Here is a 26,760-nt window from a genome sequence, read left to right as displayed (position 1 = left end):
GAGCCCGGAGGGGCTGTTGCTCGCTGTCGTTCTTCCGTAACGTCCTCAACTGGCAACGGTGAATATGCCGTTGCCGCCGTGGGGGAGCCTCGATACGGGAGAGGACGGCGCCGGGATGGGCTGGGTTGACGACTGGAGTGCGCAGGCCGCCTGCCGCACGAGTGATCCGGACGAGTTGTTCGTCCAGGGGGCGGCGCAGAACCGCGCCAAGGCGGTGTGCAGCGGTTGCCCCGTCCGCACGGAGTGCCTGGCGGACGCACTGGACAACCGGGTCGAGTTCGGAGTCTGGGGCGGGATGACGGAGCGGGAGCGCCGGGCGCTGCTGCGCCGCCGCCCGACGGTCATCTCGTGGCGGAGACTGCTGGAGACGGCCCGCACCGAGTACGAGGAGTCCCTCGCGACCGGCGTGATACTGACGGACTACGCCCAGGCGGGCTGAGCACACCGGCGCGGTGCAGACCCGCGCCGTGCAGATCCGGTGCCGGGGGACATCGGGGCTGAGGACATCGGAGCCCAGCGCACCCGCGCCGACGGCATTCATGTCTGACGAGGCCCGCGCTGACGAGGCCCGCGCTGACGGCATTCATGCCGACGGCATTCGCGCCGAGGCCATCCGTGCCGGGCACACCGGTGCCGAACGCCCGGGCCGGGCCGGCGCCTACGCGGTGCCGCTGAGCCGGCCCCCGATGGCGCGCAGCCCGTCCAGGTCGTGCACGTCGCCCGGCAGCGCGGCGACCTCCACGATCGGCACGTCCGGGTACACGGAGACGAAGCGGTCGCGGGTGCGGCGCTCCCGCCCCATGATCTGCATCCGTTCGGCGTGCAGCCTCAGCAGCCCGGCCGCGAGCAGTTCGGCCTCGGGCGAGGCGTGCTCCGAGCCGTTCTCCTCCAGTGCCTCGGCGGCGGCCAGCGCCCGTTCCGCGGTGAGCTGCGGTGCGCCCGAGCCGTGCACCCGGTTGAGCACCAGCCCGGCCAGCGGCATCCGGTCCGCGGCGAGCCGGTCGACGAAGTACGCCGCCTCGCGCAGCGCGTCCCGTTCCGGCGCGGCCACCACCAGGAACGCCGTGCCCGGCGCCTTGAGCAGCTGGTACGTGCGGTCGGCGCGCTCGCGGAAGCCGCCGAACATCGAGTCCATCGCGCTGACGAAGGTCTGCACGTCGGTGAGCAGTTGGGCGCCGAAGATCTTGCCCAGGGTGCCGGTGATCAGGCCCATGCCGGCGTTGAGGAACCTCATCGCGCTGCGGCCGCCGACCTTGGCCGGGGCGGTCAGGATCCGGATCACCCGGCCGTCGAGGAAGGAGCCGAGCCGGTTGGGCGCGTCCAGGAAGTCCAGCGCGGAGCGGGACGGCGGGGTGTCGACGACGATCAGGTCCCATTCCTCGGCGGCGCGCAGCTGCCCGAGCTTCTCCATCGCCATGTACTCCTGCGTGCCCGCGAAGCCGGCCGACAGGGACTGGTAGAACGGGTTCTCCATGATCGCCTTGGCCCGTTCGGGTTCGGCGTGGGCGAGCACGACCTCGTCGAAGGTCCGTTTCATGTCGAGCATCATGGCCTGCAGTTCGCCGTCGCCGGTGACCCCCTTGACGACCCGGGGGGTGTTGTCCAGCTCGGTGAGGCCCATCGACTGGGCGAGCCGGCGGGCCGGGTCGATGGTCAGCACCACGACCTTGCGGCCGCGTTCGGCGGCCCGCAGGCCGATCGCCGCGGCGGTGGTGGTCTTGCCGACGCCGCCGGAGCCGCAGCAGACGATGATCCTGGTCTTCGGGTCGTCGATCAGCCCGTCGACGGCGAGCCGGCTGCCGGTGGCCCGGACCCCGACCCCGTCACTGCCGACCCCGCCGCCGCCGACCCCGCCGCCGTCGCGGTTGCTGCCGCCGCCGTGGGCCCGGCCGTTCCCGCCGTTCCCGCTGTTCCCGCTGGTGGTCACGCCGCCCCCTGCCGTTTCAGTTCGCCCGCCAGCCGGTACAGCCCGCCGAGGTCCACGCCCTCGCCCAGCAGCGGCAGTTCGTACGTGGGGAGCCGCAGGTGCTGCAGGTCGGCGCGCTGCTCGCGCTCCAGCTCGACCCGCTCGGCGTGCTCCCTGGCCTGCTCCAGCAGCGGGTCGAGCAGCGGCTCCACCGCCGCCCGGACCGTCTCCGGCTTGCGCGAGCGCCCCCCGAGCCCGGCCTCGCCGAGGGCCAGGGCGACCTCCTCGCGGTGGTCCCCGTCCACCGCGGCCACCGCCGCGGCGTCCAGCACCGGCGGCCGGACCATGTTGACCATCACCCCGCCCACCGGGAGCCTGGCCTCGCGCAGCTCGGCGAAGCCGTCGACCGTCTCCTGCACCGGCATCTCCTCCAGCAGGGTGACCAGGTGCACCGCGGTCTCCGGCGACTTCAGCACCCGCATCACGGCCTGCGCCTGGGTGTGTATCGGCCCGATCCGGGCCAGCCCGGCGACCTCGGCGTTCACGTTCAGGAACCGGGTGAGCCGCCCGGTCGGCGGCGCGTCCATCACGACCGCGTCGTAGCGGCGGCGGCCGTCCGGGCCCTTGCGCCGGGCCGCCTCGCAGGCCTTGCCGGTGAGCAGGACGTCCCGTACGCCGGGCGCGATGGTGGTCGCGAAGTCGACGAAGCCGACCTTCTGCAGCGCCTTGCCGGCCCGGCCGAGCTTGTAGAACATCTCCAGGTACTCAAGCAGTGCCAGCTCGGGGTTGATGGCCAGCGCGAACACCTCGCCGCCGCCCCCGCCGCCCCCGCCGCCCCCGTCGTCCGGGGGCAGGCCCAGCTGGGCGCGGGAGACCGCGGCGATCCGGCGCTCCTCGTACGGGAGGGCGGCGATGCCGAAGAGTTCGGCGATGCCCTGGCGCCCCTCGACCTCGATCAGCAGCACCCGGCCGCCGTCGGCGGCGAGCGCCAGCGCCAGTGCGGCGGCCAGCGTGGTCTTCCCGGTGCCGCCCTTGCCGCTGACCACGTGCAGCCGGACGCCCTCCCAGTCGGGGTCGCGCCGGGCCGCCTGGCCGGGGGTGCGTGCCACGCTCCGTCTCCGTCCGTCTCGTGGGCCGGGGCCGCTCCGTCGGCCGGCCCGTCCTACCGGTGCCCTCTCGCGAGGGTAACCAGGGAGCGCGCCGGATGCCCGGAGCACCAGGGGGGCCGGGCCTGAATCATGCCCCCTTTGTGGGCCACCTCACACGCCGGTCCGTGGGCGGCGCCGATCGCCGCGGCCGCTCGTCTAGAGTCTGGCCATGACCAAGTGGGAATACATGACGGCGCCTCTGCTGGTACACGCCACCAAGCAGATCCTGGACAACTTCGGCGAGGACGGCTGGGAGCTCGTCCAGGTCGTGCCGGGCCCGAACCCGGAGCAGCTGGTGGCCTACTTCAAGCGGGAGAAGAACGCATGAGCAAGGTCGAGGCCAAGCTCGCCGACCTGGGTCTGACCCTGCCGCCGGTGGCCGCTCCGGTCGCCGCGTACGTGCCGGCCCTGCGCTCGGGCGAGTTCGTGTTCACCTCCGGCCAGCTGCCGGTCGTCGGCGGCAAGCTGCCGAGCACCGGCAAGGTCGGCGCCGAGGTCTCCCCGGAGGAGGCCAAGGAGCTCGCGCAGACCTGTGCGCTGAACGCGCTGGCCGCGATCAAGTCGGTGATCGGCGACCTGGACCAGATCGAGCGGGTCGTGAAGGTGGTCGGCTTCGTCGCCTCCGCCCCCGACTTCACCGGTCAGCCGGCCGTGATCAACGGTGCCAGCGAGCTGCTCGGCAAGGTGCTGGGCGAGGCCGGGGTGCACGCCCGCAGCGCGGTCGGCGTCGCGGTGCTGCCGCTGGACGCCCCGGTCGAGGTCGAGCTCCAGGTGCGCGTCAAGACCAGCTGAGTGTGATCGCGAAAGGCGGGGTTGGGCCTGTCCAACCCCGCCTTCGTGCGCTTAGCATCCGGGCATGGACCATCGAGCGACGACGCTCCCGATGCCGCCCGGTTGGCCTGCCCGGATCCGGGCGGTCGACTCCGGCGTACTGACCCCGCCGGTGCCCAGGCCCGCCGCGACGGTCGTGCTGCTGCGCGACGCGGCCGCCGGGCCGCAGGCGTACCTGCTGCGCCGGCGCACCTCGATGGCCTTCGCGGCCGGTATGTACGCCTACCCGGGCGGCGGGGTGGATCCCCGCGACGCCGAGGTGGAGACGGGCTGGGCCGGACCGGCGCCCGAGGAGTGGGCGCGGCGGCTCGGGGTGGACACCCGGACGGCGCGGGCGGTGGTCTGCGCGGCCGTCCGCGAGACCTTCGAGGAGGCCGGCGTCCTGCTGGCCGGCCCGGACGCGGACAGCGTCGCCGCGCCGCGCGACTGGAGCGCCGAGCGGGCCGCGCTGGAGGCGCACGAGCTGTCCTTCGCCGAGTTCCTCCGCGACCACGGCCTGGTGCTGCGCAGTGACCTGCTGGGCGGCTGGGCCCGCTGGGTCACCCCGGAGTTCGAGGAGCGCCGCTACGACACCTGGTTCTTCGTCGCCGCGCTGCCGGCCGGGCAGAGCGCGGCCCTGGAGGTCGGCGAGGCCGACCGGGTGGCCTGGCTGACGCCCGCCGAGGCCGTCCGCGGCCACCGGGAGGGCCGGTTCGGGATGCTGCCGCCGACCGTGACGGTGCTGCGCGAGCTGGAGCCGGTGCGCACCGCCGCCGAGGCGCTGGCCGCGGCCGCCGGGCGGTCGCTGGAGCCGGTGCTGGGCCGGGCCGAGGTCCGGGGCGACCGGATGACGGTCCGCTGGCCCGGGTACGACGAACTGACCATCGACGGGGACTTCCCCGAGGACGCCTGACCGCACCGGCGCCGACACCACTGGTACTGCCGGTACTGCTGGCATCACTGGTACTGCTGGCACCACTGGAACCGCTGGTACCACCGACGACGCCGAACAGAGTCGAACAGAGAGGACCGACGCCCGATGACCCACAACGCCGTGGCTCGCCGGACGGCACCCGAGCTGCCCGCCCGCCGCCTGATCCCCCGCACCCCGGCCTGCGAGAGTCCGGTCCCGTTCGTCGAGACGGCCCAGCGGCGGCTCGTCCGGGCCCTGCCGCTCGGTGTCCTGCCGCTCCGGGCCCTGCACCGTGACGGCGGGGGCAGCCGGTGAGCGGGCTCCTGCCGGGCGACCCCGCCGCCACCATCGACGGCGAGGCCACTCCCCGGGCGCTGTGCGTGCTGGCGCCGAACCCGTCGCCGATGACGCTGGACGGCACCAACACCTGGCTGCTCTCCGAGCCCGGCTCGGACCTCGCCGTGGTGATCGACCCCGGCCCGCTGCACGAGGGCCACCTGCGCCGGGTGGTCGACCTCGCGGAACAGCAGGGCAAGCGCGTCGCGCTGACCCTGCTCACCCACGGCCACGCCGACCACTCCGAGGGCGCGGCCCGCTTCGCCGAACTCACCGGCACCGAGGTGCGCGCCCTGGACCCGGCGCACCGGCTGGGCTCCGAGGGCCTGGTCAACGGCCAGCGGCTGGACGTCGGCGGCCTCGACCTGCGGGTGGTCGCCACCCCCGGCCACACCTCGGACTCGCTGACCTTCCACCTGCCCGCCGACGGCGCGATCCTCACCGGCGACACCGTCCTCGGCCGCGGCACCACGATGGTCGCCCACCCCGACGGCCGGCTCGGCGACTACCTGGACTCGCTGCGCCACCTGCACACGATGGCCTCCGCGCACGGCGTGCGGACGGTGCTGCCCGGCCACGGCCCGGTGCTCGCGGACGCGCTCGGCGCCGTCGACTACTACCTCGCCCACCGGGCCAACCGACTCGCCCAGGTGGAGACCGCGGTCGAGGCCGGCTGCCGGAGCGCGGACGAGGTGGTGGCCCGGGTCTACGCCGACGTCGACCGGGCGCTCTGGCCGGCCGCCGAGCTCTCGGTCCGGGCGCAGCTGGAGTACCTGGAGGAGCACGGGCTGATCCCGGGCCTCGACTGATCCCGTTGTGGCGGCCTCGTCGTGGGGCCCGGGAACGCCGAAGGGCCCGTCCGCTCGGACGGGCCCTTCGGCGTTTGCGGCGTTTGCGGCGTAAAGGCGTGAACGCGTCGGCGTCAGCGCGAGCGGCGGGACAGCCGCTCGACGTCCATCAGCACCACCGCGCGCGCCTCCAGCTTCAGCCAGCCGCGGCCGGCGAAGTCGGCGAGCGCCTTGTTGACCGTCTCGCGGGAGGCGCCGACCAACTGGGCCAGCTCCTCCTGGGTGAGGTCGTGGGCGACGTGGATGCCCTCCTCGGACTGCACGCCGAAGCGGCGGGAGAGGTCCAGCAGGGCCTTGGCCACGCGGCCGGGCACGTCGGAGAAGACCAGGTCGGACATCACGTCGTTGGTCCGGCGCAGGCGGCGGGCGATGGCCCGCAGCAGCGCGATGGAGACCTCGGGGCGGGCGTGCAGCCAGGGCTGCAGGTCGCCGTGGCCCAGGCCGAGCAGCTTGACCTCGGTCAGCGCGCTGGCGGTCGCGGTGCGCGGGCCCGGGTCGAACAGCGACAGCTCGCCGATCATCTCGCTGGGGCCGAGGACGGCGAGCATGTTCTCGCGGCCGTCCGGCGAGGCGCGGTGCAGCTTGACCTTGCCCTCGGCGACGACGTACAGCCGGTCGCCAGGGTCGCCCTCGTGGAACAGCGACTCACCACGGGCGAGGGTCACCTCGGTCATGGAAGCGCGCAGCTCGCCGGCCTGTTCGTCGTCGAGTGCCGCGAAGAGTGCGGCGCGCCGCAGAACGTCGTCCACGTGCTTCCTCCTTCTCGGCCGTTCGGCGGGTGGGCCGTCCGGCGCAAGTTCCGTACCGTGCTCTGCATCACCAAGCATGGCGCATGTCGCTCCGATCATATGAGGAGGGGGTGTGCCGAGGTGTGCCGTGCGGGGCCATTCGTACCGGCGGGTCACCGGGCGGGGCGTCCCGGGGGCGGTGCCGGGTCGAACGCCTCCTCGGCCGGTTCGAACAGTGAATCGCCCACCGCCGTACGGGCGTAGAGGACGCTGTGGCCGGCCCGGTGGGCGCTGGTCAGACCCGCTGCGCGCAGGGCGGTCAGGTGCTGCGATACGCCGGCGGCGGACAAGCCGGTGCGGCGGGCCAGCTCGGTGGTCGAGGCCGGGGAGTCCAACTCGGCCAGCAGCCGGGCCCGGGACCGGCCCAGGACGGCGGCCAGCGCGTCCGGACGCCCGCCCGGGCGCGGCTCCCACAGGGTGGCCGCGCCGCGCGCCGGGTAGCTCAGCTGCGGCGGGTCCGGCGGCAGCACCCGGGTCAGCACCCGCGGCCAGGCGAAGGCGGACGGCAGGAGCAGCAGCCCGGCCCCGGCGCTCAGCCGGGTGACCGCGCAGTGCCGCCGCTCCAGGCGCAGCGCCGTGCCGTCCCAGCGGACCGTCTCGTGCAGGTCGTCCAGCATCCGTGCGGTGCCGTGCTCGGCGGCCTGCCGGGAGCGGTGGAACACGTCCGCCTCCAGCAGGGCGCGGATCCGGGCCCAGTACGGGGCGAGCGCGAGCTGCCAGTACGCCTCGATCTCGGCGGCGAGCCGGGGCAACTGCGCCGCCGGGTCGCGGTACAGCGGCTCCAGGACGGGCGGCAGACGGCCGCCGCCCTCGGCGGCGAGGATGTCGAGGTCGGCCCGGACCTGCCCGGCGCCGGTGGCGGTGATCGCGGCCAGTTCGTCGGCGAGGGCGGGGGAGAAGCCCGCCGGTGCGGGATTGAGGAAGTCGGGCAGGTGGCCGGTCGGCGGGACCATGACGGCCAGCCGGCCGCGGTCCAGCCCGGTGGCGGCCAGCCGGTCGCGGACCTGGCCGGCCCAGCGGCGGTGCAGCGCGGGGACGGGGGAGTGGGCGAGGGCGCGGAGGCTGGTCACCACCTCCTGCATGGGGGAGAGGGCGAAGCGGGTCAGCGCCAGGTCGTTCGCGGAGAAGTGCAGTGCCGTCCGCATGTCGGGCCCCTCCCGGAAGATTCGGGCCCAGCTTAATCACTGGTGGCCCACTCGGGCCGGGCCGCACGATGCGGGGGAACCGAGGCAGCACCCGACGGCACGGAAGAACGGTGACCCCGCATGTCCACTCCCCCTCAGGCCCCCACCCCCACCCCCACGCCGCGCGAGCGGGCGTTGCGGCTGCGGGAGCTCGTCGCGGACGGCCCGCTCGTCCTGCCCAACGCCTGGGACGCGGGCAGCGCCGCCGTCATCGCCTCGGTCGGCGCCCCGGCGATCGCCACCACCAGCGGCGGCGTCTCCTGGTCACTCGGCCACGGCGACGGCCACCGGCTGGACCGGGCGCAGGCCGTCGAGGCGGCCCGCCGGATCGTCGCGGCCGTGGACGTGCCGGTCACCGTCGACGCCGAGGGCGGCTACGGTCCGGCGCCCGCCGACGTGGCCGCGACCGTGGCGGCGCTGGTCGGGGCGGGCGCCGCCGGCGTCAACCTGGAGGACTCGACGGTCGTCGGCGGCCCGCTGTTCCCGGTGGCCGAGCAGGCCGACCGGCTGCGGGCGGCCCGCACGGCGGCGGCCGAGGCGGGGCTGCCCGAACTGGTGGTCAACGCCCGCACCGACGTCTTCCTGTTCGGGCTGGGCGGGCTCGACGACGTGCTGACCCGGGCCGAGGCCTACGCCGAGGCGGGCGCCGACGGCCTGTTCGTCCCCGGGCTGCTGGACCTCGACGCCCTCGCCGGACTGTGCGAGCGCTCCCCGCTGCCGGTCAACGCCATGGCCGTCGCGGGCGGACCGACCGTCGCCGAACTCGCCGCCACGGGGGTGCGGCGAGTCAGCGTCGGCACCGGCCTCGCCCAGCTCGCGTACACCGCGACCCGCCGCGCCGCCGCCGAACTGCTCGGCGCCGGGACGCTGGCGGAGCTGGACGGCGTGCTCGGCTTCGGCGAGTTGAACGGGCTGTACCGGGGCTGACCGCGTGCCCGCCGGGGGCCGGCCGCTCGGCCCGTTCAGCTGGGCCGGGCCGGGTTCAGCCGGTGAAGCCCAGCTCGCCGAGGGTCTTCTCGATCCGGGCGCGGTGCGCCGCCTCCCAGTCGTCCAGCGTCTCGGCGGCCTCCTTGGCCAGCTTGGCGCGGGCCGCCTCCAGGGCCTCGGCGCGCCGGGCGGCGGGCACCACCACGACCCCCTCCTCGTCGGCCACCACGATGTCGCCGGCCGCCACCAGCACGCCGCCGCACCGCACCCGGGCGCCGTGCGTGCCGAGCTCCCGCTTGGCCCCCGGGATCGGGATCACACCGCGGGCGAAGACCGGAAAGCCCAGCTCCCGCACCTCGCCCAGATCCCGGATCAGGCCGTCGGCCACGAATGCCGCGACGCCCCGCCGCTGCGCGACGGCACACACGTTGCCGCCGGCCAGCGCGTAGTCCAGGTCGCCCGACTCGACGACGATCACGGCACCCGGCTCGGCCCGGTAGATCGCCGCGTGCAGCATCAGGTTGTCGCCGGGCGGGCACTGCACGGTGAACGCCGGGCCGGCCACCCGGGGCGCCCCCGCCCACAGCGGGCGGATGCCGATGTCCATGACCTGGGCGCGCCCGAGCACATCGGCCAGGGTGGTGGTGGGGATGTCCTTGAAGTCCTGGTCCATGCTTCCTCGTTCTTCGGTGGGCAGGGGCGGCTGGGGCCGTCATCGGTCACGCTAGCCCGCGGCCGTTCGGGGGAGGAAGGCCGTTCAGGCGAAGAACTTCACCAGCTCGGGCGCCGGCACCTCGGCCGCCACCTCGTGGGTCTGGCCGGCCGGCGTCAGGTGCGCGGCGCCCGGCACGGCCGTCGCGTTCGGCGCGGTCGGCCGGGACCGGGCGCCGCCGCAGAACTCATCGCTCCGGCCGGGATTCTTTCCACGGCGGCTTCGAAGGGGCCTGGCGACACGTCACCTCCGCTGCTCGTGGCGGGAGTGCCGCCACAGCAGCAGGGCCCCGCCGGTGGCGGCGACGGCGGTGGCGAACTGCCACCACAGCGCGGTGCGGAAGGCCTGGTCGGCGCCAGCCGCGAGCCCGTGCGACAGCAGGGCCGAGAACAGGGCCGCGCCGAGCGCGCCGCCGAGCCGGACCATGATGCTGACCTGGACGGTGGCGTCGGGCAGCCGGTCCCGGCCGACCGCGCCGAACGCGGCGACCGTCAGCGGCGTCGAGACCAGCCCGCCGCCCATGCCGAGGACGAACAGCAGCACCTCGACGGCCGGGAGCCCGGGGGCCGTGGCGGCGAACAGCCCGGTGGCGACCGCCCCGAGCACGGCCCCGAGCACGGCCACCGGCCCGCCGCCGTACCGGTCGGTCAGCCGGCCGCCGAACGGCAGGGTGACGGCGGTGCCCAGGCCGAGCGGCAGCAACTGCAGGCCGGAGGCCACCACGCCGTCCGAGTGCAGGAGTTGGAAGTAGAGCGGGAACAGCAGCGCGCTGCCGAAGCCGAGCGCCCCGTTGGCCAGCAGCCCCACGCCCGCCGCGGCGAAACCGCGGTGCCGGAAGGTGCGCATGTCGACCAGCGGCTGCTCGCGGCGCAGGGACCGCCGGACGAAGGCGGCCAGCCCGGCGGCGCCGACCGCCAGCGGGAGCAGCACCTGCACCGGCTCGGGCGAGCCGGTACGGCCCCAGGAGGTGAAGCCGTAGACCAGCAGCGGCAGGGCGAGTCCGATCAGGGCGTACCCGACCCAGTCCAGCGGAGCGGCGGCCGACGCCCGGCCGCGGTCCATCGGCAGGTGCCGGCGGCCCAGGACGAGCGCGGCGGCGCCCAGCGGCACGTTGAGCAGGAACAGCCAGTGCCAGGACAGCGAGTGCAGCATCAGTCCGCCGAGGGTGGGCCCCAGGGCGGGGGCGAGGACCACGGCGATGCCGAGCCGGGCCATCACCCGGCCCAGCCGGCCAGGTCCGACGGCCTGGCCGAGGACGGTCTGGCCGGTCGGGATGAGGACCCCGGCCGCGAGCCCCTGGAGCGCCCGCAGGGCGATCAGGGCCTCGATCGTCGGGGCGAGGGCACACAGGACGGAGGCGAGGGTGAAGGCGGCGACGGCCGCGAGCCAGAGCCGGCCGGGGCCGACCCGCCGCCCCAGCCAAGCGCAGGCGGGGAGCGCGACGGCCAGGGCGAGCAGGTAGCCGCTGGCCACCCACTGGGTCAGTTCGAGGTCGGCGTGGAAGCGTTGCTGGATGGTGTCCAGCGCGATGTTCATCAGCGAGGTGTCCAGGCCCGCGGTGAAGGCGCCGAGGGCGATCACCCAGGCCAGCCGCCAGGTCCGCGGGGAGATCTCGTCGTCCTGGTCGGCGGACGGGGGTGCGGGAGCGGACGCGGGGGCGGGCTTCCGGACGGCGGTGGTCACGCCGTCACCCGCAGCGGGGCCAGGGCCTGCGACCAGGCGACGACCTCGTTCAGCAGCGCGGTCACGGACTGCTCCTGGTGCGCCGCCGGGGTGAACTCGCCGGGCTGGGTCACGTCGGGGATGGTGAAGTCCTGCCATAGCGACAGCGCCACCTGGGAGCGGACGGTGGCGACCCTGAGCTCGGCAAGGATCAGCCGCAACTGCTCGACGGCGCGGGTGCCGCCGCTCACGCCGTACCCGACGAAGCCCGCGGCCTTGTCGCCCCACTCGTTGTACAGGTAGTCCAGGGCGTTCTTCAGGACGGCCGGGATGGAGTGGTTGTACTCGGGGACGACGAACACGTAGCCGTCGTAGCCGTCGACCGCCGCCGCCCAGGCCCGGGTGTGCTCCTTGGTGTACCGGCCGAACATCGGCGGGTGCGGCTCGTCGAGGAGCGGCAGCGCGAAGTCGGCGAGGTCGACGATCCCGAACTCGGTGTCGGGCAGCAGTTCCGCGCCCTTCTTGGCGACCCAGTCGGCCACACCCGCGGCGCGGCGGCCCGGGCGGGTGCTGCCCACGATGATTCCGATCCTGGTCATGGCGGTTCCTCTCGTCCGTTCGACAGGCGTTGGTGCAACGCTCATGGCAGAAGTTACAACGACAATGGCAAAACATGCAACGGTCGTTTTACTTACTTGCCACGATCGTTGCACCTGGCGTACGGTTGCGGGCATGAGCACGGACGCCACGACTCCCCGCCCGGCCCCCCGGTCCGGCAAGCGGCAGGCCATCCTCGACGGCGCGCTGACCCTGTTCGCCCGCGACGGCTACACCCGCGCCAGCCTGGACGGCATCGCCGCCGCCGCCGGGGTCTCGGTGCGGACGATCTACAACCACTTCCCGGACAAGGCCCAGCTGTTCCTGGCCGTGATCCTGGACGGCTCCCGGCGGGTCGCCGACGTCCAGATCGACGTCATCGACCGCCACCTGCGCAAGATCGTCGACTTGGAGGCCGACCTCGTCGACTTCGGCCTCGACTGGCTCGCCGTCCTCGACTCCGACCTGGCCCTGCACTTCGCACTCGTCCGCCAGATCAACGCGGAGGCCGAGCACATCCCCGCCGACGCCTACCGCGCCTGGCAGGAGGCCGGCCCGCTACGCGTCCGCCGCCACCTCGCCGACCGGCTGCGCCGCGTCGCCGCCCTCGGCCACCTCCAGACCGCGGACCCCGAACGCGCCGCCCTCCACCTCACCCTCCTCCTCTCCGTCGGAGGGCTGACCCGTTCTTGCGACTTCGGCACCCCCGCCGAACGCCGCGCCACCGTCGAAGCCGGCGTCCACGCCTTCCTCCACGGCTACGCGGCCTGACCTGGCGTCACCGTCCGTATGCTCGGGGTGGGGCCGGCGGGGGTGCGTGAGCTGAGCGACGGGCCTCCCGCGTGCCCATGGCGGGTCAAGTCGGCTTTCGGGAGCTCTCATTGGGTCACGGCGCGTACCGGCCGGGCGGCGATCGCCACGCGGAGTGGCCGGACGGACGGCCGGTCCCGAGAGACCCCCTGTCGCGTCTCACCCAGGGGATCGTGGTCATGGTCGCCCTCGGCTTCTTCACCGCCTCGGTCGTGGCCACCGTCCGCAATCGCGACGGCCTCGCCTACCAACTGACCGCCGTCATGGTGCTGTTGGTCCTGCTCGGCTTCCAGATCCTGCACGCCGGGCCCCGGCGCCTTGAGCGGTCGTGGTGGCCGTGGAGCCTGCTCGCCCACGGGGTGGCCACCTACCTGCCGTTCCTGGTCTTCGACGGTTCGTGGGTCGGCATCCCCGGTTCGTTCGCCGGGTCGATGCTGCTGACCGTCGCCACACCCGGAGCCTGGCTCCTCTTCGCCGCGCTGGTGGCGGGCCAGTACCCGATCTGCGCGGGGCTGGGCGGCACCCCCGGGCAGTGCCTCAACGCGAGCGTCTCCACGGTGGTGGGCGGCAGCGTCGTCTACGGCGTGGCCCGACTGGCCGAGCTGACGGCGGAGTTGCGGGCGGCCCGCACCGAGCTGGCCGAGCGTGCCGTGGACCGGGAACGGCTGCGCTTCTCGCGGGACCTGCACGACCTGCTCGGCTACAGCCTCTCCGTGGCGGCGCTGAAGTGCCAGCTCGCCGAACGGACCGTGCTGGAGGATCCGCAGCGCGCCCGGGCGGAGATCTCCGAGGTGCTGGCGATGGTGCGGCAGGCGATGTCCGACACCCGTTGGATCTCCAGCGGCGATCTCCGGGTGTCGTTGACGCGGGAGACCCGCTTCGCCGCCTCGGCGCTGCGGGCGGCGGGGATCGGTGTCGAGGTCGAGCTGGACCAGGGCACCCTGCCGCCCGAGCACGACGCCGTGCTGGCGACCGTGGTGCGGGAGGCCGTCACCAACCTGCTGCGGCACAGCGCGGCCCGGCGCTGTGTGATCCGGGCCGGCCGGGACGAACTCGGCGCGGTGAGCCTGCTGGTGTCCAACGACGGCGTCCCGGCGGAGAACGCCCCGCAGGAGCCGGGCGGCGGCCAGGGCATCGGCAACCTCACGGGGCGCCTGCTCGCCGTCGGGGGCCGGCTGACCGCGCAGGAGGGCGAGAGCGGCTGGTTCCACCTCTCGGCGGTGATCGCGGCCCGGCCCGTCGGGGAGAGGCCCGGGGCCGGCTGACCGTGCGACGCCGGGGCCGCCGCCGTACGGCTCCCGCTACTCGCGGAGTCCCACGGCCTCGACCGGCTCCCTGCGCAGCGCCAGCCGGGTGGTCAGCAGGACCGTGCCCAGACCCAGCAGCGCCGCCCCGCCCAGCACCGCGGCCGCCCAACTCCCGGGCAGCGACGGCCAGGCCGTACCGGTGAGCGCGAGGCTGACCGGGACCACGACGGCGGCGGTGACCGCCGCGCCGAGGGCGAGCGCCACGGCGACCGTGATCCCGCCCTCCCAGGCCATCATGCGCAGCACCTGGCGACGCGTGGTGCCCACCAGGCGCAGCAGGGCGAACTCGCGCAGCCGCTCGGTGGTGGCCATCACCAGGGTGTTCACGACGGCGATGGCGGTGAAGAGGGCGATCATGCCGAGCAGCAGCCGGCCGACGGCCGTGGCCGACTCCTGCCGGTGCCTGCGCGCGTCGTCGTACGCGGCCCGGTCGCTCGCCCGGGCCATGGGGTAGGCGGCGGTGAGGCCCCGGAGCTCCCGGTCGATCTGCCGGGGGTCGGCGTCGGGGGCGGAGCGGACCAGGACCGTCGGCGCGAGCGGGTCCGGCAGGTGGGCGGCGGCGAACCCGGAGGGCAACAGCGCGTCGGCGAACCGCGCGTCGCGGTCGTAGACGGCCGCCACCGTCGCGGTGCTCTCGGCGCCGTCCTCCCACCCGATCCGGACCGTGGCGCCGATGCCGACCTCGAGCGCGGAGGCCGCCCGCCGCCCCAGCGCGATGCTCTCGCCGCGCAGCCGGTCCAGCGAGCCGGCCGTCACCCCGGGGTCGACCAACTGCTCCAGTCCCGGCGGGTCGACGATCCGGGCGTCCACCCACTGGGTGCCGATGCTGCCGGCGGACACCGTGGCCGTGGTGGGCACCAGGCCGCCGGCCGCCTCGACGCCGGGCAACTGCCGGACGGCGGCGACGAAGTCCGGGGGCAGGCCGACGCCGTCCGCCTGGACCACGTGGTCGGCCAGCAGCCGCCGGCCGTCCTCGGCCACGGTGGCCCGGGCCTTGACGACGGGCACGAACAGCACCGTGCCGGTGAAGGCCACCGCCAGCGCCAGCGGGGTGACGGCGGCGGCGAACCGGCGGGGCTGCGCCCGCAGGGCGGCGGCGGCGAGGAACCCGGCGACCGGGAAGAGCCGGCCCACCGGCCCGCCGATCGCCACCCCGGCGACCCGGCCGATCAGCGGCCCGAGCAACGCCACCCCGAGCAGCAGCACCAGCACCATGCTCTCGGCCGTACCGGCGCCGCTGCGGCTGCCCGTCGAGTCGGCCAGCACCGCGCCGCACACCGCGAGCGTCACGACCCCGAGCCCGGTCCGCAACCAGCCGATCCGGGTCGGCGGCGCCGAGGAGTCGCGCAGCGCCCGGGTCGGCTCGACCCGGGAGGCCCGGCGCGCGGCGGCCCAGACGGCCAGTTGGGCGGTGACGACCGTCCCGCCGAGGACGACCAGCGGGGCGGTCGGCCCGACGTGCAGCGGCACGCCCGAGTCGACCACCCCGCGGTCGGCCAGCTCGCTCCGCAGCAGTGCGGCGAGGCCGATCCCGGCCGGGACGCCGACGGCCGCGGCCGCGAGGGTCAGCACCAGCGTCTCCAGCGCGATCATCCGCCGCACCTGCCCGGTGGTGGCGCCCACGGCCCGCAGCAGGGCCGTCTCCCGCAGGCGCTGCTGGACGGAGAGCGCGAGCGCCCCGGCCACCACGAAGACCGAGACGAACAGCGACAGGACGCCCGTCGTCCCGGCGAGCGAGGAGAGACCGTCCCCGGGCCCGGGAGCGTCGGAGAACTCCAGCTCGCCGCGCTGGTCGCCGGTGCGCACCGTGGGCCCCGACGAGTACGCCTCGTCGTCGAGCGGCCGCGCCTCGGCGAGGACCTGCCCGGCCTGCGCGGCCAGCGCCCGCAGGTCGGCCCCGTCCTTCGCGGTGATGCCGATGGCGTTCGCGCCGGTGGTCGTCCCGGCGAGCCGGGCCGCCTGCTCGGGGCTGAAGAAGAGCGCACCCTGGCGGACCGACTCCCGTGGCGGCGAGGCCAGTCCGGCCACGGTGTAGCTGCGGGGCGCCTCGGTGCCGACCAGCCGTACGGTGTCGCCGGCCGAGACCCCGGCGCGGGCGGCCGTGGCGGCGTCGAGGACCACCTCGTCGGGGCCGGCCGGGGCGTGGCCGGAGGTCAGCCGGAACGGGGCGAGGACGGCGCTGGACCAGGAGTGCCCGAGCGAGGGGCCGCCCTGCGGTCCGGACAGGACCTGCCCGGACGCGGTGACCGGGGCCGCCGGGAAGGAGACCTCCGGGACGGCGGCCGCGGCGTCGGGCAGCTCGGCGAGCCTGTCGGCCAGCCGTCCGGCGTCGGGGATGCGGGTCGAGCCGCCGATCACGACCGGGGCCGCGGCGTAGCGCTCGGTGGGCGTGCCCGCGCGCAGGGCGGACTCCAGCAGGACTCCGCAGGCGGTGGTCAGGACGAGGGCGAGCGTGAGCGCGGTGAAGGCGCCGGCGAAGCCCGCCTTGTGGGCGCGCACCGTCTGCCAGGCCAGGAGGAGCATGCCGGTCAGCTCCTTCCCAGGTGGGTCATCCGCTCGGCGACCCGCTCGGGTGACGGTTCGGCGAGGACCTCGACGAAGGAGCCGTCCGCCAGGAAGAACACCTGGTCCGCGGAGGAGGCGGCGACCGGGTCGTGCGTCACCATGATCACGGTCTGCCCCAGTCCGTCGACCACGTGCCGCAGCAGCCGCAGGACCTCCGCCCCGGTGGTGCCGTCCAGGGCGCCGGTGGGTTCGTCCGCGAAGACGACCTCGGGCCGGGTCACCAGGGCCCGCGCGATCGCCACCCGCTGCTGCTGACCGCCGGACAGCTGGGCGGGCAGGTGGCGCACCCGGTCGGCGAGGCCGGTCCGGTCGAGGATCTCCGCCAGCCACGCCCGGTCGGCCCGGCGGCGGGCCAGCCGCAACGGCAGGGTGACGTTCTGCTCGACCGTCAGGGACGGCAGCAGGTTGAAGGACTGGAAGACGAAGCCGATCCGCTGCCGGCGCAGGACGGTCAGCTCGGTGTCGCCGAGCGGACCCAACTCCAGGCCGGCCAGCCGGACCTGCCCGGAGGTCGGGCGGTCGAGCCCGGCGGCGCAGTGCAGGAACGTGCTCTTCCCGGAGCCGGACGGCCCCATCACCGCGGTGAACCCGCCCCGCCGGAACTCCATCGACACCTCGCGCAGGGCGTGCACGGCCCCCGCCCCGCGCCCGTACACCTTGCTCACCCCGTCGAGTCGGACCGCCGGGTGGGGCGCCGAAAGGGAATGGGTCTTTTCCGGATCGCCGGAATCCGCAGTCCGCGAGAAAACGGGAATCCCCTCCTCGGTGTGGCGCCCTGCCGCATCGACCGGGAGCCTAGCCAGCTCCACGGGCCCCGCCGGAGCCCCCGGCGGCGTCCGGACGGCGGTCGGGAGGCGGCTCTGGGGAGCGTCGTCCCAGGTCAGCCGGTCGCCGAGCCCGCGGTCCGGCCGTCCGGGAGGGTTCGGGGGTGGACGATCCACGGGCACATCCATGCGAATCGCATGGGGTGTTCCATGGATTTCCCGGTGGCCGACAGCGCGCCGGGAATGCCGGTGGGGAAAGCCGCCCGTTTCGGGGCCGGGATTTCCGGTGGTCCGGCCGCTCAGCTGCCGCCGACGGGGAGCCAGCCCATGTCCTCGGCGATCCGGATGGCGTCCACCCGGCTGCGTCCCCCGGTCTTGGCCACGGCGGCGGCCAGGTGGTTGCGGGCGGTTCCCGCCGAGATGAAGAGCCGGGCGGCGATCTCCGTGACGGTGGCCCCCTCCGCCGCCAACCGCAGGGTGTCGAGCTCCCTGGGTGTCAGCGGATTCTCGCGCGCGTCCAGGGCGGCGACGGCCAGCTCCGGGTCGATGACGCGCCGACCGGCGGCCACCTCCCGGATCGCCGCGGCCAGTCGGTCGGCCGGGGCGTCCTTGCCGAGGAAGCCGAGCACGTGGGCGGACAGCGCACTGCGCAGGTGCGCGGGTCTGGCCAGCCCGGTGAGGACGAGCGTCCGGCACCCGGGCAGCCTGTCGTGCAGCTCGGCCGCGGCCCGGAGCCCGTCCAGGCCGGGCAGGTCGATGTCGAGCACCGCCACGTCCGGCCGGACCCGCAGGGCCGTCGGCACCACCAGGTCGCCGCGCTCGACGTCCGCGACGACCTCCAGGTCGTCCTCGTACGCGAGGAGGGCCATCAGGGCGCCGCGCACCATGGTCATGTCCTCGGCCAACAGGACCTTGATCATCTGCCCCTCCCCGGTCGGGTCACCGCCTCCTGCGGTGCCATTAGACAACAGGGCCCGCGGGCGGCCCGGCGCGAGAGCCCCGTGCCCCGGTGCCCATCGGCCGAGGCGGGTGGCGGGTTCAGACGCGGAAGGCCGCGACGTAGCGGCGGGGGTCGCGGCGCAGGTCGGTGTCCCAGCGGGCCGTGCACTGTTCGGCGAAGGTCTTCCCGGTGTGCAGCACCTCGTCGAGCGGGTCGAGGTAGTCCAGCACCTTGGGGTGTTCCAGGCCGGTGGAGACCCGGGCCCGCAGGCCTGCCCGGGCCAGCCGGACGAGTTCGACGGCGAGTTCGCGGATCCGGTCGCCGCCGAGCAGGGTGTCCAGGCCGTCGGCGGGGAGCCCGGCCTTCGCCGCGCGGTGCTCCGCGACGTCGTGGTGGCGCAGCAGGTCCCAGGCCGCCGTCCGTGACGGCGGGTGGTAGCCGAGCCCCACCCACAGTGCCGGTACGGCCGGGATGTGCTGGTAGGGCGGGCCGTCCCCGGCACGCAGTTCGAGGGTCCGGCGGACCCTGACGTCCGTCCAGATCTGCGACATGTGGGAGACCCAGTGGTCGAAGGTCGGCATGGAGCCGTCGTCGAAGCCCTGCCGCAGGATCGTGGCGAACGGCCGGTCGGGGGCGGGCCGGTACCGTCCGTCCGGGCCGCGGTAGTAGATCATCGGGATCCGCAGTGCCCAGTCGATGACGTCGTCGGCGCTCACGTCGTGCCGCAGCGCGGGCGGCAGGACGCCGCAGCGGCGCGGGTCCATCCGCAGCCAGTTCTGTGACCTGTGCGAGAGCAGCCCGTTCGATCGGCCGCCCTGCAGCGGTGAGTTGACGAGCAGTGCGGCGACCACCGGGGACGCTGCGTTCAACATCCGCAGCTTCTGGGTGAAGTCCTCGTCGGACAGGTAGTCCAGGTGCACCTGGGTGGACAGCGACATCGACATGATCTTCGGGGCCCCGCTGCCCGCCTCGCCGATCCGGTCGAAGAAGTCGCGCATGACGGCACCGCGGTGCATCGGCACCCAGGAGACGGTGTCGAGCCGGTCGAAGGGGAGGTTGCCGCCGGGCAGGAGGGCCAGGCCGAAGCGTCCGACGAGTTCCGAGAGGCGTTCCATCGTGGCCCGCATGTCGTCCACGGCCGTGGCCAGGTCGGGGGCCGGGGCGGAGGAGTACTCGACCTGGCCGCCGTGTTCGAGCGTGATCTGGGCGGTGTCCGGCAGGCCCACGCCGGTCAGCCGGCCGTCGTCGCGCCGGTCCGTGCCGCCCCATTCGGCGAGTACGGCCTCCAGGACGGCCCGGACGCCGTTCTTCCCCTCGTAGGGGGCGGCCCGCCCGGTCTCCGGGTCGACGATGCCGTTCTCGATCTCCAGCCCGATCCGCTCGGTCGCGGCCGCCGCCGGGGCGAGCAGCGGTCCGAGGTCGTCGCGGTGCAGCGTCGCCGCTCCCCTCGCCGGGTCGCCGCCGTCCTCGCCGGGTCGGCGCCGGGGCGCCGGTGCGGCGCTCATCCGGCCCGCAGCCGGGCGGTGTCGTCGGCGTGCTGCCCCCGGTCGAGCACCTGGCCCACCGCGGCCAGGGCCGACTGGGCGGCGCCCTGCATCCAGGCGTGCGCCCCGGACAGGTGCTCTCCGGCGAAGAAGATCCTCGGGTCGTCGGTCGGGTGCGGGGTGCCGAGCCCGGTCAGGTAGCGGGTGTGCTCGCCGGGCGCGAGGTGGGCGAAGGCGCCGCCGCCCATGCCGACCTGGTCGTCCCAGTTCCAGTGCACGATGTCGTCCGCGTCGCGGAGGATGCCGGGGTGCAGCCGTTCCAGGCACTTCAGGACCAGCAGGTCGCGGTCGGCCGGCGGCAGGGTGGTGAAGCGGCGGGCGTTGGCCCCCCACAGGTAGGCGCCGACGAGCACCGCGGGCTCGTGGGAGCGCTGCGTGTCGCGGGCGACCCAGCGCCGTCTGCCGACGGTGCTCCCGTTGGTCCGGCCGTCGACGGGCCGCGCGTTGTCCGACGGGTACCAGCACTGCTGGATCGGCATGTCGGTGAAGCTGCCGCCGCCGAAGATCCGGTCGTCCAGTTCCCAGCCGCGCCGTTTGGTGTGCACGAGCGTCTTCGTGCTGCTGGCGTAGCTGATGCCGCGGATCGCGTGGCGCTGGTGGTGGGGCAGGCCGGGCCGGATGCTGATCTGGTCGAGGGCGGGGACGGGGACGCAGCAGACGACGAAGTCGACGTCCTCGGTGATCGTGCCTCCCAGCCGCCGCCCGTGCACCCGCACGCCCCGGCGGGTCAGCGCGAGTTCGTCGATCTGGGTGGACAGCTGGAGGGTCCTCGGCCGCAGTTGGCGCACGAACGCGTGCACCAGGCGGTCCGTGCCGTCGACCAGTTCCACCTGGCCCGCGTGGAACAGGCCGAAGTAGTCGACGAGGACCTCCAGCAGGGAGGACTGCTCGTAGTGGACCAGGCCGCTGGCGTGGCCGAGGAGGTCCCAGGCGTCCTGCGACAGGTGCTCGTGGACGTACTGCCACAGCGACACCGAGACGAGCCGGTCGAGCGCGGGATCGTCCCAGTGGCCGTCCAGCACCCGCTGGCGCTGGTCGGGGGTGAGCGTCTCCCAGGCGGCCCTCAGCAGCCGGTCGAGGATCCGCACCGGGTCCTGCTTCTCGGTGGCGCGCAGCGAGAACGCCGGGTGCAGCGCGTGCACCTCCTGGACGCGGGCGCGGCGGCCGCGCAGGTGGTAGTAGGCGTCCGGGTTGAAGTTGACGAACGGCCTGGTCCGCAGGCCGAACTCGGACACGTAGTGGAGGACGCAGTGGTGGTTCCCGGGGATGCGCATGGCGCCCAGGTCGGCGTGCGTGCCGTCCCAGAAGCGGTGCGTGCGCACCCGTCCGCCGGGCTGGTTCGACCGCTCGTACAGGACGATGCCGAAGCCCCGGCGCTGGAGCTCGTAGGCGGTGACGAGGCCCGCCACCCCGGCCCCGATCACCGCGACCCGCCCGGTGGCGCCGGGCACCGGGTGCAGCAGGCCGCTGGGAAAGGCGAAGCTCTCGTCGAACATGGGCACCTCGCGTCGTCGTGACCCCCAGCCTGGAGCAGCCCGCCGTCGCGAGCCACCGGACCGCGCCCGTCCGAAGGCCGGTCCGCCGCTCCTGCGGGCTCCGGTGATCCGCTGCCCGCCGTCGGCCGTTCGGCGTAGCCTTCGTGCATGGCAGAGAGCAAGGTCCGGGAAGCGGCGGCACCGAAGGCGAAGGCCAACCCTGGGGTGAAGCCGGGGAGGCCGGAGTCGCACCTGGCGATGGTGCGGCGGGCGCGGCGGATCAACCGCGAATTGGCGGAGCTGTACCCGTACGCGCATCCGGAGCTGGACTTCGAGAACCCGTTCCAGCTGCTGGTGGCGACCGTGCTGTCGGCGCAGACGACGGACCTGCGGGTGAACCAGACGACGCCGTCGCTGTTCGCGAAGTACCCGACGCCGGAGGACATGGCGGCGGCGAACCCGGAGGAGCTGGAGGAGGTCATCCGCCCGACCGGGTTCTTCCGGAACAAGGCGAAGTCGCTGATCGGCCTCTCGATCGCCCTGCGCGACGACTTCGGCGGCGAGGTCCCGGGCCGCCTGGACGACCTGGTGACGCTGCCGGGCGTGGGCCGCAAGACCGCCAACGTGGTCCTCGGCAACGCCTTCGGGGTGCCCGGGATCACCGTGGACACGCATTTCGGGCGGCTGGCCCGGCGGTTCGGCTGGACCGCCGAGGAGGACCCGGTGAAGGTCGAGGCGGCCGTCGCCGAGATCTTCCCGAAGTCGGAGTGGACGATGCTGTCGCACCGGGTGGTCTTCCACGGCCGCCGGATCTGCCACTCCCGCAAGCCCGCCTGCGGCGCCTGCCCGATCGCGCCGCTCTGCCCGTCGTACGGGGAGGGCGAGACCGACCCGGAGAAGGCGCGCAAGCTGCTCAAGTACGAGCTGGGCGGGCAGCCCGGACAGCGGCTGAGGCCGCCGGGGGACTTCCCGGGGGAGGCCGCCGCCCGGGCCGACGCCGCCGAGCACCAGGGGCGGATCGCGGACCTGGCGGTGGGCGAGTGACCCGCGAGGCGCGGCGGACTCCGGAGCCGTCGGCGGTGCGGGTGGTCGAGGGGGACGGCCTGCCGGCCTGGCTGGAGCCGGTGCGGGAGGCGGCCGAGCGGGTGCTGCCGGAGCAACTGAGCCGCTTCCTGCCGCCGGTGGAGGGCGGCCGGGCGGCGGCGGTGCTGATGCTGTTCGGCGAGGGCCCGGACGGGCCGGACCTGCTGCTGATCGAGCGGGCCCGTTCGCTGCGCTCGCACGCCGGGCAGCCGTCCTTCCCGGGCGGTGCGCTGGATCCGGAGGACGGTGACCCGGACGGCCCGGGCCCGGTCGCGGCGGCGCTGCGCGAGGCCTGGGAGGAGACCGGTCTGGACCCGGCCGGGGTGCAGGTGTTCGCGGTGCTGCCCGCGCTGTACATCCCGGTCAGCCGGTTCGTGGTGACCCCGGTGCTGGGCTGGTGGCGCGAGGAGTCGCCGGTGCGGCCGGTGGACCGGGGGGAGACCGGCGCGGTGTTCCGGGTGCCGGTCGCCGACCTGGCGGACCCGGCGAACCGGGTGCGGCTGCGCCACCCGTCCGGGCACGTGGGGCCGGCCTTCGCGGTGGCCGGGCGGCTGGTCTGGGGGTTCACGGCCGGGGTGATCGACCGGGTGCTGCACCACAGCGGACTGGAGCTGCCCTGGGACCCGTCCCGGATCGTCGACCTCTCGGACGAGGCGCTGGCCCTGGTGCAGGGCGACCTCGACCACTCCCGGGCGCTGCCGGGCGGCGACTCCGGCCCCTCGTGAGGGGCCGTCTGCACGGCCGGCCCGCGGGCCGTGGGAGGGTGTCCGGGTGAACGTCCTGGATGTGCTGCTGATCGCCGCTGCCGTGGGATTCGCCGTGTCGGGCTACCGGCAGGGCTTCGTGGTGGGTGTCCTGTCCCTGGTCGGCTTCCTGGGTGGCGGCCTGCTGGCCGTCCAGCTGCTGCCGCTGCTGCTCGACCACCTCAGCCCGGGCACCACGGCCTCGGTGGTGGCCGTGGTGGTGGTGATCGTGTGCGCCGCGATCGGCCAGGCGGTCACCGCGCACTTCGGCTGGAAGCTCCGGGGCCACATCGGCCGCCGTCCGGCGCGGGTGCTGGACGCGACCGGCGGCGCGGCCGTGAACGTGGTCTCGATGCTGCTGGTGGCCTGGCTGATCGGATCGGCGCTGGCCGGGGCGTCGCTGCCGACGGTGTCCAAGCAGGTCCGCTCCTCGGCGATCCTCGGCGGCGTGCAGAACGCGCTGCCCGACGACGCGCCGAACTGGTTCTCGGACTTCTCCAAGGTGCTGGCCCGCAACGGCTTCCCGCAGGTCTTCAACCCCTTCGAGCACGAGCCGATCACCCAGGTCGACACCCCCGACCCGGCGCTGGCCGGCAGCCCGGCGGTGGCGCGGGCCAAGCAGAGCCTGGTCAAGGTGGTCGGCACCGCCACCTCCTGCGGCAAGACCCTGGAGGGCAGCGGTTTCGTCTTCGCCCCGCACCGGGTGATGACCAACGCCCACGTGGTCGGCGGGGTCGACGAGCCGACCGTGCAGATCGGCGGGGTCGGGCAGCTGTACGACGCGACGGTGGTCCGCTACGACTGGCAGCGCGACATCGCCGTCCTGGACGTGCCCAAGCTGAACGCGCCCCCGCTGGCGTTCGCGGGCGAGGCGAAGACCAACGACAGCGCGATCGTGGCGGGTTTCCCGGAGAACGGCGCCTTCAACGTCCAGCCGGCCCGTATCCGCGGCCGGATCCAGGCCAACGGCCCGGACATCTACCACCGCGGCCAGGTGGTCCGCGACGTCTACTCGGTCCGCTCGCTGGTCCGCCAGGGCAACAGCGGAGGCCCGCTGCTCACCCCGGACGGCCAGGTCTACGGCGTGGTGTTCGCCAAGTCGCTGGACAGCGCCGACACCGGGTACGTGCTGACCGCGGCCGAGGTGCGGGAGGACGTGGAGAAGGGCGGCACCGCGAGCGCCCGGGTAGACACCCAGGGCTGCGCGCTCTGACCGGGCTCCTGGCCGGACTCCCGGGCGGGCTCCTGGGCGGGCTCCTGGGCGGGCTCCCGGGCGGGCTCCTGGGCGGGCTCCTGGGCGGTCCGACGCGCCGGGTCCGACGATCCGATATCCGTCACACCGTCAGTCCACCCTGGTAGCCTCTGCCGCGCTCACCCGTTCGGCTCAACCGGGCGCCGTCCCGGAGTGAGTCTTACGGGAGGTCGTGGTAGTCCGATGATGGGTCACTCGCACGCGGTCAGTGGGGCGATGCTGTACGCAGCCTCCGCGCCGTTCCTGCCCCCGCTGCTGCTGCACACCACGCTGCAGCCGGCGGACATACTGATGGGCACGGTGCTGTGCGCGGGTGCGGCCCTGTTGCCGGACCTCGACCACCACGACGGCTCGATCGCCAACTTCCTGGGCCCGATCTCCAAGGCGCTCTGCCGCTTCGTGGCCTGGGCCTCCGGCGGGCACCGGCACGCCACCCACTCGCTGCTGTTCGTCGCGCTGATGGGCGCCGGCACCTGGGCGGGCGTCACCTACCTGGGCCGCAACTTCACGCTCACGCTGACGTTCTTCCTCATCGCGCTCGCGATCCGGGCGCTGCGGCTCTGCCCGCCGGGGGACGGCCCGGAGAGCTGGATCACCGTCATCGGGCTGTCCGCGCTCGGCACCTTCGGGATGAACACCTGGATGCCGAACTCGCCGGGCTGGCTGCCGTACGCGGTGGCGCTGGGCACCCTGGCGCACCTGCTGGGCGACTGCCTGACCAAGAAGGGCGCGCCGCTGCTCTGGCCGCACAAGGAGCGCTACGAGGTGGTGCTGATCAAGCGCAGCGGCAACAACGTCGAGACCAAGGTGCTGGTGCCGATCATGTCGGTGGCGACCTTCGTCCTGCTCTGGTTCACCGCGGTGTCGCCGACGATCGTGAACTGATCAGCCGGCCGAATTGACCGACCGGCCGGCCGACCGACCGGCCGAATCGGCCGACCGAACCGGCCGACCGGCCGGAACCCGCTCGCCGGACCGGCCGGATGACGCGGCGCGAGGCCTCAGGTCTCGCGCCGCAGTCGTGCGCCGACCCAGCGGGCGCGCCGGCCGAGGATGCGGGGGATGCCGAGCTGTCGCTGCGCCGGGCGCTGACGGCGGTCGGGGCCGTCGTAGCCGAGGTCGTCCGCCCAGTCGGGGCGGTGGGCGGAGCGCTGGGAGCTGTTGTGGCGTCGGGCGCGCGGGGCACCGCCGCGATCGGGCATCCAGGTCATACCGGAATGGATGCCCCTGGGCCGGTGGAGGTAACCGCCCGGCACGCGTCGAAATTGGCCTATGCGGTTGTCATATGAGCGTCAGGTCAAGGGAGTTGGGACCAAGGGCCCTTCCCCCATGGTCCCTTCACCGGCCCTCCGCCATCACTCCTTGTGACGGCCGACCCAGTCCAGCAGCTCCGCGGTGAACTGCTCCGGGGCCTCCTCGTGCGGGAAGTGCCCGACCCCCGGCAGCAGCCGCCAGCGGTACGGCGCCGCCACGTACTCGCCGCCGCCCAGCGCGGTGTGCGACAGCAGCACCGGGTCCGCCGCGCCCTGGACGTGCAGGGTCGGCGCCGTGATCGGCTTCTTCATCCGCCGGGCGAACTGGATGCCGTCCGGGCGCGCCATCGAGCGCAGCAGCCAGCGGTACGGCTCGATCGAGCAGTGCGCCGTGCTGGGGATCTGGATGGCCTGCCGGTACGCGTGCACCGCCTCCTCGTCCAGCCGGTTCGGGCCGGCCCAGGCGTCCAGGTAGCGGCCGACCAGCGCGGCGTCGTCGGCCACCAGACGGCGTTCCGGTATCCACGGCCGCTGGAAGCCCAGCACGTGCTCGAAGGCGGCCGCCTGGCGGCGGTCGGTCAGCAGGGCCCGGCGCAGGTCCCGGGGGTGCGCGGCGGAGACCACGGTGAGGCTCTGGATCACCGACGGGCGCATCACCGCCGCCACCCAGGCCAGCGTGCCGCCGGAGGCGTGCCCGACCAGGTGCGCCCGGCGTTCGCCGAGCGAGCGGATCACCCCGGTGATGTCCAGGGCGAGGTTGCCCGGGTCGTACCCGCGCGGGGTGCGGTCGCTGCCGCCGACGCCCCGCAGGTCGAGCGCCACCGCTCGGTAGCCGGCCTCGGCGAGCGCGGTCAGCTGGTGGCGCCAGGCCCACCAGTACTCGGGCCAGCCGTGCACCAGCAGCACCAGCGGGCCCGAGCCCAGCTCGGCGATGTGGAACCGGGCGCCGTTGGCCGCGAGGTCGCGGTGCGTCCACGGGCCGCTCTGCCGGACGCTCCAGGCCTCGGCGCCGCCGTCGGGGGCGGTGCCGGGGGTCTCCTCGGCGGGTTCCTCGGCGGGCTCCCCTCCGGGGGCCAGATCGGGTCCGGAGTCGGCGGACGGCTGCGCGGATACGGGCTTCTGGTCAAGCGGCATACCGAGAGCGTGTCACATCCGTGCGCCGGACGGCGCCCGGCACTCGCTCCCGGGTGGGT

27 protein-coding genes are annotated in these 26,760 nt (G+C 74.6%); 13 read left to right on the top strand and 14 right to left on the bottom strand.

The window, feature by feature from the left end; translation table 11 throughout:
• The first annotated feature begins 115 nt into the window (after nucleotides 1–115).
• Entirely contained in the window at nucleotides 116–439 is a 324-nt protein-coding gene (locus tag ACIPLC_RS02385; protein WP_030240986.1) for a WhiB family transcriptional regulator, read from the top strand.
• Nucleotides 440–658: 219 nt separating this feature from the next.
• Here ACIPLC_RS02385 and ACIPLC_RS02380 read toward each other — a convergent pair whose 3' ends face one another.
• The gene (locus ACIPLC_RS02380) at nucleotides 659–1,777 is read right to left on the bottom strand and encodes an ArsA family ATPase (protein ID WP_400470632.1); all 1,119 of its coding nucleotides are present in this window, start codon (nucleotides 1,775–1,777) and stop codon (nucleotides 659–661) included.
• Between the two features lie 146 nt (nucleotides 1,778–1,923).
• Nucleotides 1,924–3,015, bottom strand: a complete 1,092-nt coding sequence (locus tag ACIPLC_RS02375; protein ID WP_400470135.1) for an ArsA-related P-loop ATPase — start codon at nucleotides 3,013–3,015, stop codon at nucleotides 1,924–1,926.
• Nucleotides 3,016–3,223: 208 nt separating this feature from the next.
• On the opposite strand from ACIPLC_RS02375, the gene ACIPLC_RS02370 reads away from it, so the two are divergent.
• The 5 genes from ACIPLC_RS02370 (at nucleotide 3,224) to ACIPLC_RS02350 (ending at nucleotide 5,922) form a co-directional block, all read left to right on the top strand.
• On the top strand, nucleotides 3,224–3,382 hold the full coding sequence (locus ACIPLC_RS02370; RefSeq protein ID WP_094743074.1) for a DUF4177 domain-containing protein: 159 nt from the start codon (nucleotides 3,224–3,226) through the stop codon (nucleotides 3,380–3,382).
• A complete protein-coding gene (locus ACIPLC_RS02365) occupies nucleotides 3,379–3,846 on the top strand; it encodes a RidA family protein (protein ID WP_400470132.1) in 468 nt (155 codons plus the stop codon). Before ACIPLC_RS02370 ends, ACIPLC_RS02365 begins: the two co-directional genes overlap by 4 nt.
• 64 nt (nucleotides 3,847–3,910) lie before the next feature.
• On the top strand, nucleotides 3,911–4,777 hold the full coding sequence (locus ACIPLC_RS02360; RefSeq protein ID WP_400470129.1) for an NUDIX hydrolase: 867 nt from the start codon (nucleotides 3,911–3,913) through the stop codon (nucleotides 4,775–4,777).
• A gap of 126 nt (nucleotides 4,778–4,903) precedes the next feature.
• Entirely contained in the window at nucleotides 4,904–5,092 is a 189-nt protein-coding gene (locus ACIPLC_RS02355; RefSeq protein ID WP_400470126.1) for a hypothetical protein, read from the top strand.
• Nucleotides 5,089–5,922 (top strand): MBL fold metallo-hydrolase, encoded by an 834-nt coding sequence (locus ACIPLC_RS02350; protein ID WP_400470123.1) that lies wholly within the window; start codon nucleotides 5,089–5,091, stop codon nucleotides 5,920–5,922. Before ACIPLC_RS02355 ends, ACIPLC_RS02350 begins: the two co-directional genes overlap by 4 nt.
• A 113-nt stretch (nucleotides 5,923–6,035) precedes the next feature.
• On the opposite strand, the gene ACIPLC_RS02345 is transcribed toward ACIPLC_RS02350, so the two are convergent.
• Together ACIPLC_RS02345 and ACIPLC_RS02340 are read right to left on the bottom strand one after the other, a co-directional pair.
• Nucleotides 6,036–6,710: a Crp/Fnr family transcriptional regulator gene (locus ACIPLC_RS02345; protein ID WP_030240972.1), complete on the bottom strand. Its 675-nt coding sequence runs from the start codon at nucleotides 6,708–6,710 to the stop codon at nucleotides 6,036–6,038.
• Nucleotides 6,711–6,862: 152 nt separating this feature from the next.
• Nucleotides 6,863–7,894 (bottom strand): ArsR/SmtB family transcription factor, encoded by a 1,032-nt coding sequence (locus tag ACIPLC_RS02340; RefSeq protein ID WP_400470120.1) that lies wholly within the window; start codon nucleotides 7,892–7,894, stop codon nucleotides 6,863–6,865.
• A 120-nt stretch (nucleotides 7,895–8,014) separates the two neighbouring features.
• Here ACIPLC_RS02340 and ACIPLC_RS02335 point away from each other — a divergent pair, with 120 nt between their 5' ends.
• Nucleotides 8,015–8,860, top strand: coding sequence for an isocitrate lyase/phosphoenolpyruvate mutase family protein (locus tag ACIPLC_RS02335; RefSeq protein ID WP_400470118.1), 846 nt, complete (start codon nucleotides 8,015–8,017; stop codon nucleotides 8,858–8,860).
• Between the two features lie 55 nt (nucleotides 8,861–8,915).
• Here ACIPLC_RS02335 and ACIPLC_RS02330 read toward each other — a convergent pair whose 3' ends face one another.
• From ACIPLC_RS02330 to ACIPLC_RS02320, 3 genes are all read right to left on the bottom strand, one after another.
• Complete coding sequence (locus tag ACIPLC_RS02330) at nucleotides 8,916–9,533, bottom strand: RraA family protein (RefSeq protein WP_400470115.1); 618 nt, start codon at nucleotides 9,531–9,533, stop codon at nucleotides 8,916–8,918.
• 282 nt (nucleotides 9,534–9,815) lie between these two features.
• Nucleotides 9,816–11,255 carry a DHA2 family efflux MFS transporter permease subunit gene (locus ACIPLC_RS02325; protein ID WP_400470112.1) on the bottom strand — a complete coding sequence of 480 codons (1,440 nt, stop codon included), beginning with the start codon at nucleotides 11,253–11,255 and terminating at the stop codon, nucleotides 9,816–9,818.
• On the bottom strand, nucleotides 11,252–11,833 hold the full coding sequence (locus ACIPLC_RS02320; RefSeq protein WP_400470109.1) for an NADPH-dependent FMN reductase: 582 nt from the start codon (nucleotides 11,831–11,833) through the stop codon (nucleotides 11,252–11,254). The genes ACIPLC_RS02325 and ACIPLC_RS02320 overlap by 4 nt, the downstream gene beginning before the upstream one ends.
• 133 nt (nucleotides 11,834–11,966) lie before the next feature.
• Here ACIPLC_RS02320 and ACIPLC_RS02315 point away from each other — a divergent pair, with 133 nt between their 5' ends.
• A complete protein-coding gene (locus tag ACIPLC_RS02315) occupies nucleotides 11,967–12,602 on the top strand; it encodes a TetR/AcrR family transcriptional regulator (RefSeq protein WP_400470107.1) in 636 nt (211 codons plus the stop codon).
• A gap of 218 nt (nucleotides 12,603–12,820) precedes the next feature.
• The gene (locus ACIPLC_RS02310; RefSeq protein ID WP_400470631.1) at nucleotides 12,821–13,906 is read left to right on the top strand and encodes a sensor histidine kinase; all 1,086 of its coding nucleotides are present in this window, start codon (nucleotides 12,821–12,823) and stop codon (nucleotides 13,904–13,906) included.
• A gap of 36 nt (nucleotides 13,907–13,942) precedes the next feature.
• Here ACIPLC_RS02310 and ACIPLC_RS02305 read toward each other — a convergent pair whose 3' ends face one another.
• The 5 genes from ACIPLC_RS02305 to ACIPLC_RS02285 form a co-directional block, all read right to left on the bottom strand.
• Complete coding sequence (locus ACIPLC_RS02305; RefSeq protein ID WP_400470104.1) at nucleotides 13,943–16,471, bottom strand: ABC transporter permease; 2,529 nt, start codon at nucleotides 16,469–16,471, stop codon at nucleotides 13,943–13,945.
• Nucleotides 16,472–16,476: 5 nt separating this feature from the next.
• The gene (locus ACIPLC_RS02300; protein ID WP_400470101.1) at nucleotides 16,477–17,178 is read right to left on the bottom strand and encodes an ABC transporter ATP-binding protein; all 702 of its coding nucleotides are present in this window, start codon (nucleotides 17,176–17,178) and stop codon (nucleotides 16,477–16,479) included.
• Between the two features lie 398 nt (nucleotides 17,179–17,576).
• On the bottom strand, nucleotides 17,577–18,197 hold the full coding sequence (locus ACIPLC_RS02295; protein WP_400470098.1) for a DNA-binding response regulator: 621 nt from the start codon (nucleotides 18,195–18,197) through the stop codon (nucleotides 17,577–17,579).
• A 118-nt stretch (nucleotides 18,198–18,315) separates the two neighbouring features.
• Nucleotides 18,316–19,722, bottom strand: coding sequence for a glutamate-cysteine ligase family protein (locus ACIPLC_RS02290; protein ID WP_400470095.1), 1,407 nt, complete (start codon nucleotides 19,720–19,722; stop codon nucleotides 18,316–18,318).
• Nucleotides 19,719–21,257 (bottom strand): flavin monoamine oxidase family protein, encoded by a 1,539-nt coding sequence (locus tag ACIPLC_RS02285; RefSeq protein WP_400470092.1) that lies wholly within the window; start codon nucleotides 21,255–21,257, stop codon nucleotides 19,719–19,721. The genes ACIPLC_RS02290 and ACIPLC_RS02285 overlap by 4 nt, the downstream gene beginning before the upstream one ends.
• A gap of 147 nt (nucleotides 21,258–21,404) precedes the next feature.
• Between ACIPLC_RS02285 and nth the strand changes: the two genes are divergently transcribed.
• From nth to ACIPLC_RS02265, 4 genes are all read left to right on the top strand, one after another.
• On the top strand, nucleotides 21,405–22,280 hold the full coding sequence (gene nth, locus ACIPLC_RS02280) for an endonuclease III (protein WP_400470089.1): 876 nt from the start codon (nucleotides 21,405–21,407) through the stop codon (nucleotides 22,278–22,280).
• Nucleotides 22,277–23,044: an NUDIX hydrolase gene (locus ACIPLC_RS02275; RefSeq protein WP_400470086.1), complete on the top strand. Its 768-nt coding sequence runs from the start codon at nucleotides 22,277–22,279 to the stop codon at nucleotides 23,042–23,044. Before nth ends, ACIPLC_RS02275 begins: the two co-directional genes overlap by 4 nt.
• 46 nt (nucleotides 23,045–23,090) lie before the next feature.
• Nucleotides 23,091–24,275: a MarP family serine protease gene (locus ACIPLC_RS02270; protein ID WP_400470084.1), complete on the top strand. Its 1,185-nt coding sequence runs from the start codon at nucleotides 23,091–23,093 to the stop codon at nucleotides 24,273–24,275.
• A gap of 255 nt (nucleotides 24,276–24,530) precedes the next feature.
• The gene (locus ACIPLC_RS02265) at nucleotides 24,531–25,199 is read left to right on the top strand and encodes a metal-dependent hydrolase (RefSeq protein WP_400470081.1); all 669 of its coding nucleotides are present in this window, start codon (nucleotides 24,531–24,533) and stop codon (nucleotides 25,197–25,199) included.
• Nucleotides 25,200–25,315: 116 nt separating this feature from the next.
• On the opposite strand, the gene ACIPLC_RS02260 is transcribed toward ACIPLC_RS02265, so the two are convergent.
• Both ACIPLC_RS02260 and ACIPLC_RS02255 read right to left on the bottom strand, forming a co-directional pair.
• Nucleotides 25,316–25,525, bottom strand: a complete 210-nt coding sequence (locus ACIPLC_RS02260; protein WP_400470078.1) for a hypothetical protein — start codon at nucleotides 25,523–25,525, stop codon at nucleotides 25,316–25,318.
• 144 nt (nucleotides 25,526–25,669) lie between these two features.
• Nucleotides 25,670–26,701, bottom strand: a complete 1,032-nt coding sequence (locus ACIPLC_RS02255) for an alpha/beta fold hydrolase (protein ID WP_400470075.1) — start codon at nucleotides 26,699–26,701, stop codon at nucleotides 25,670–25,672.
• Nucleotides 26,702–26,760 lie beyond the last annotated feature (59 nt).

Origin of the sequence: Kitasatospora sp. NPDC086801, assembly GCF_044745805.1 — a bacterium.
In the GTDB taxonomy this organism is placed as follows: Bacteria; Actinomycetota; Actinomycetes; order Streptomycetales; family Streptomycetaceae; genus Kitasatospora.
This window is presented reverse-complemented; position numbering and strand designations above follow the sequence as displayed.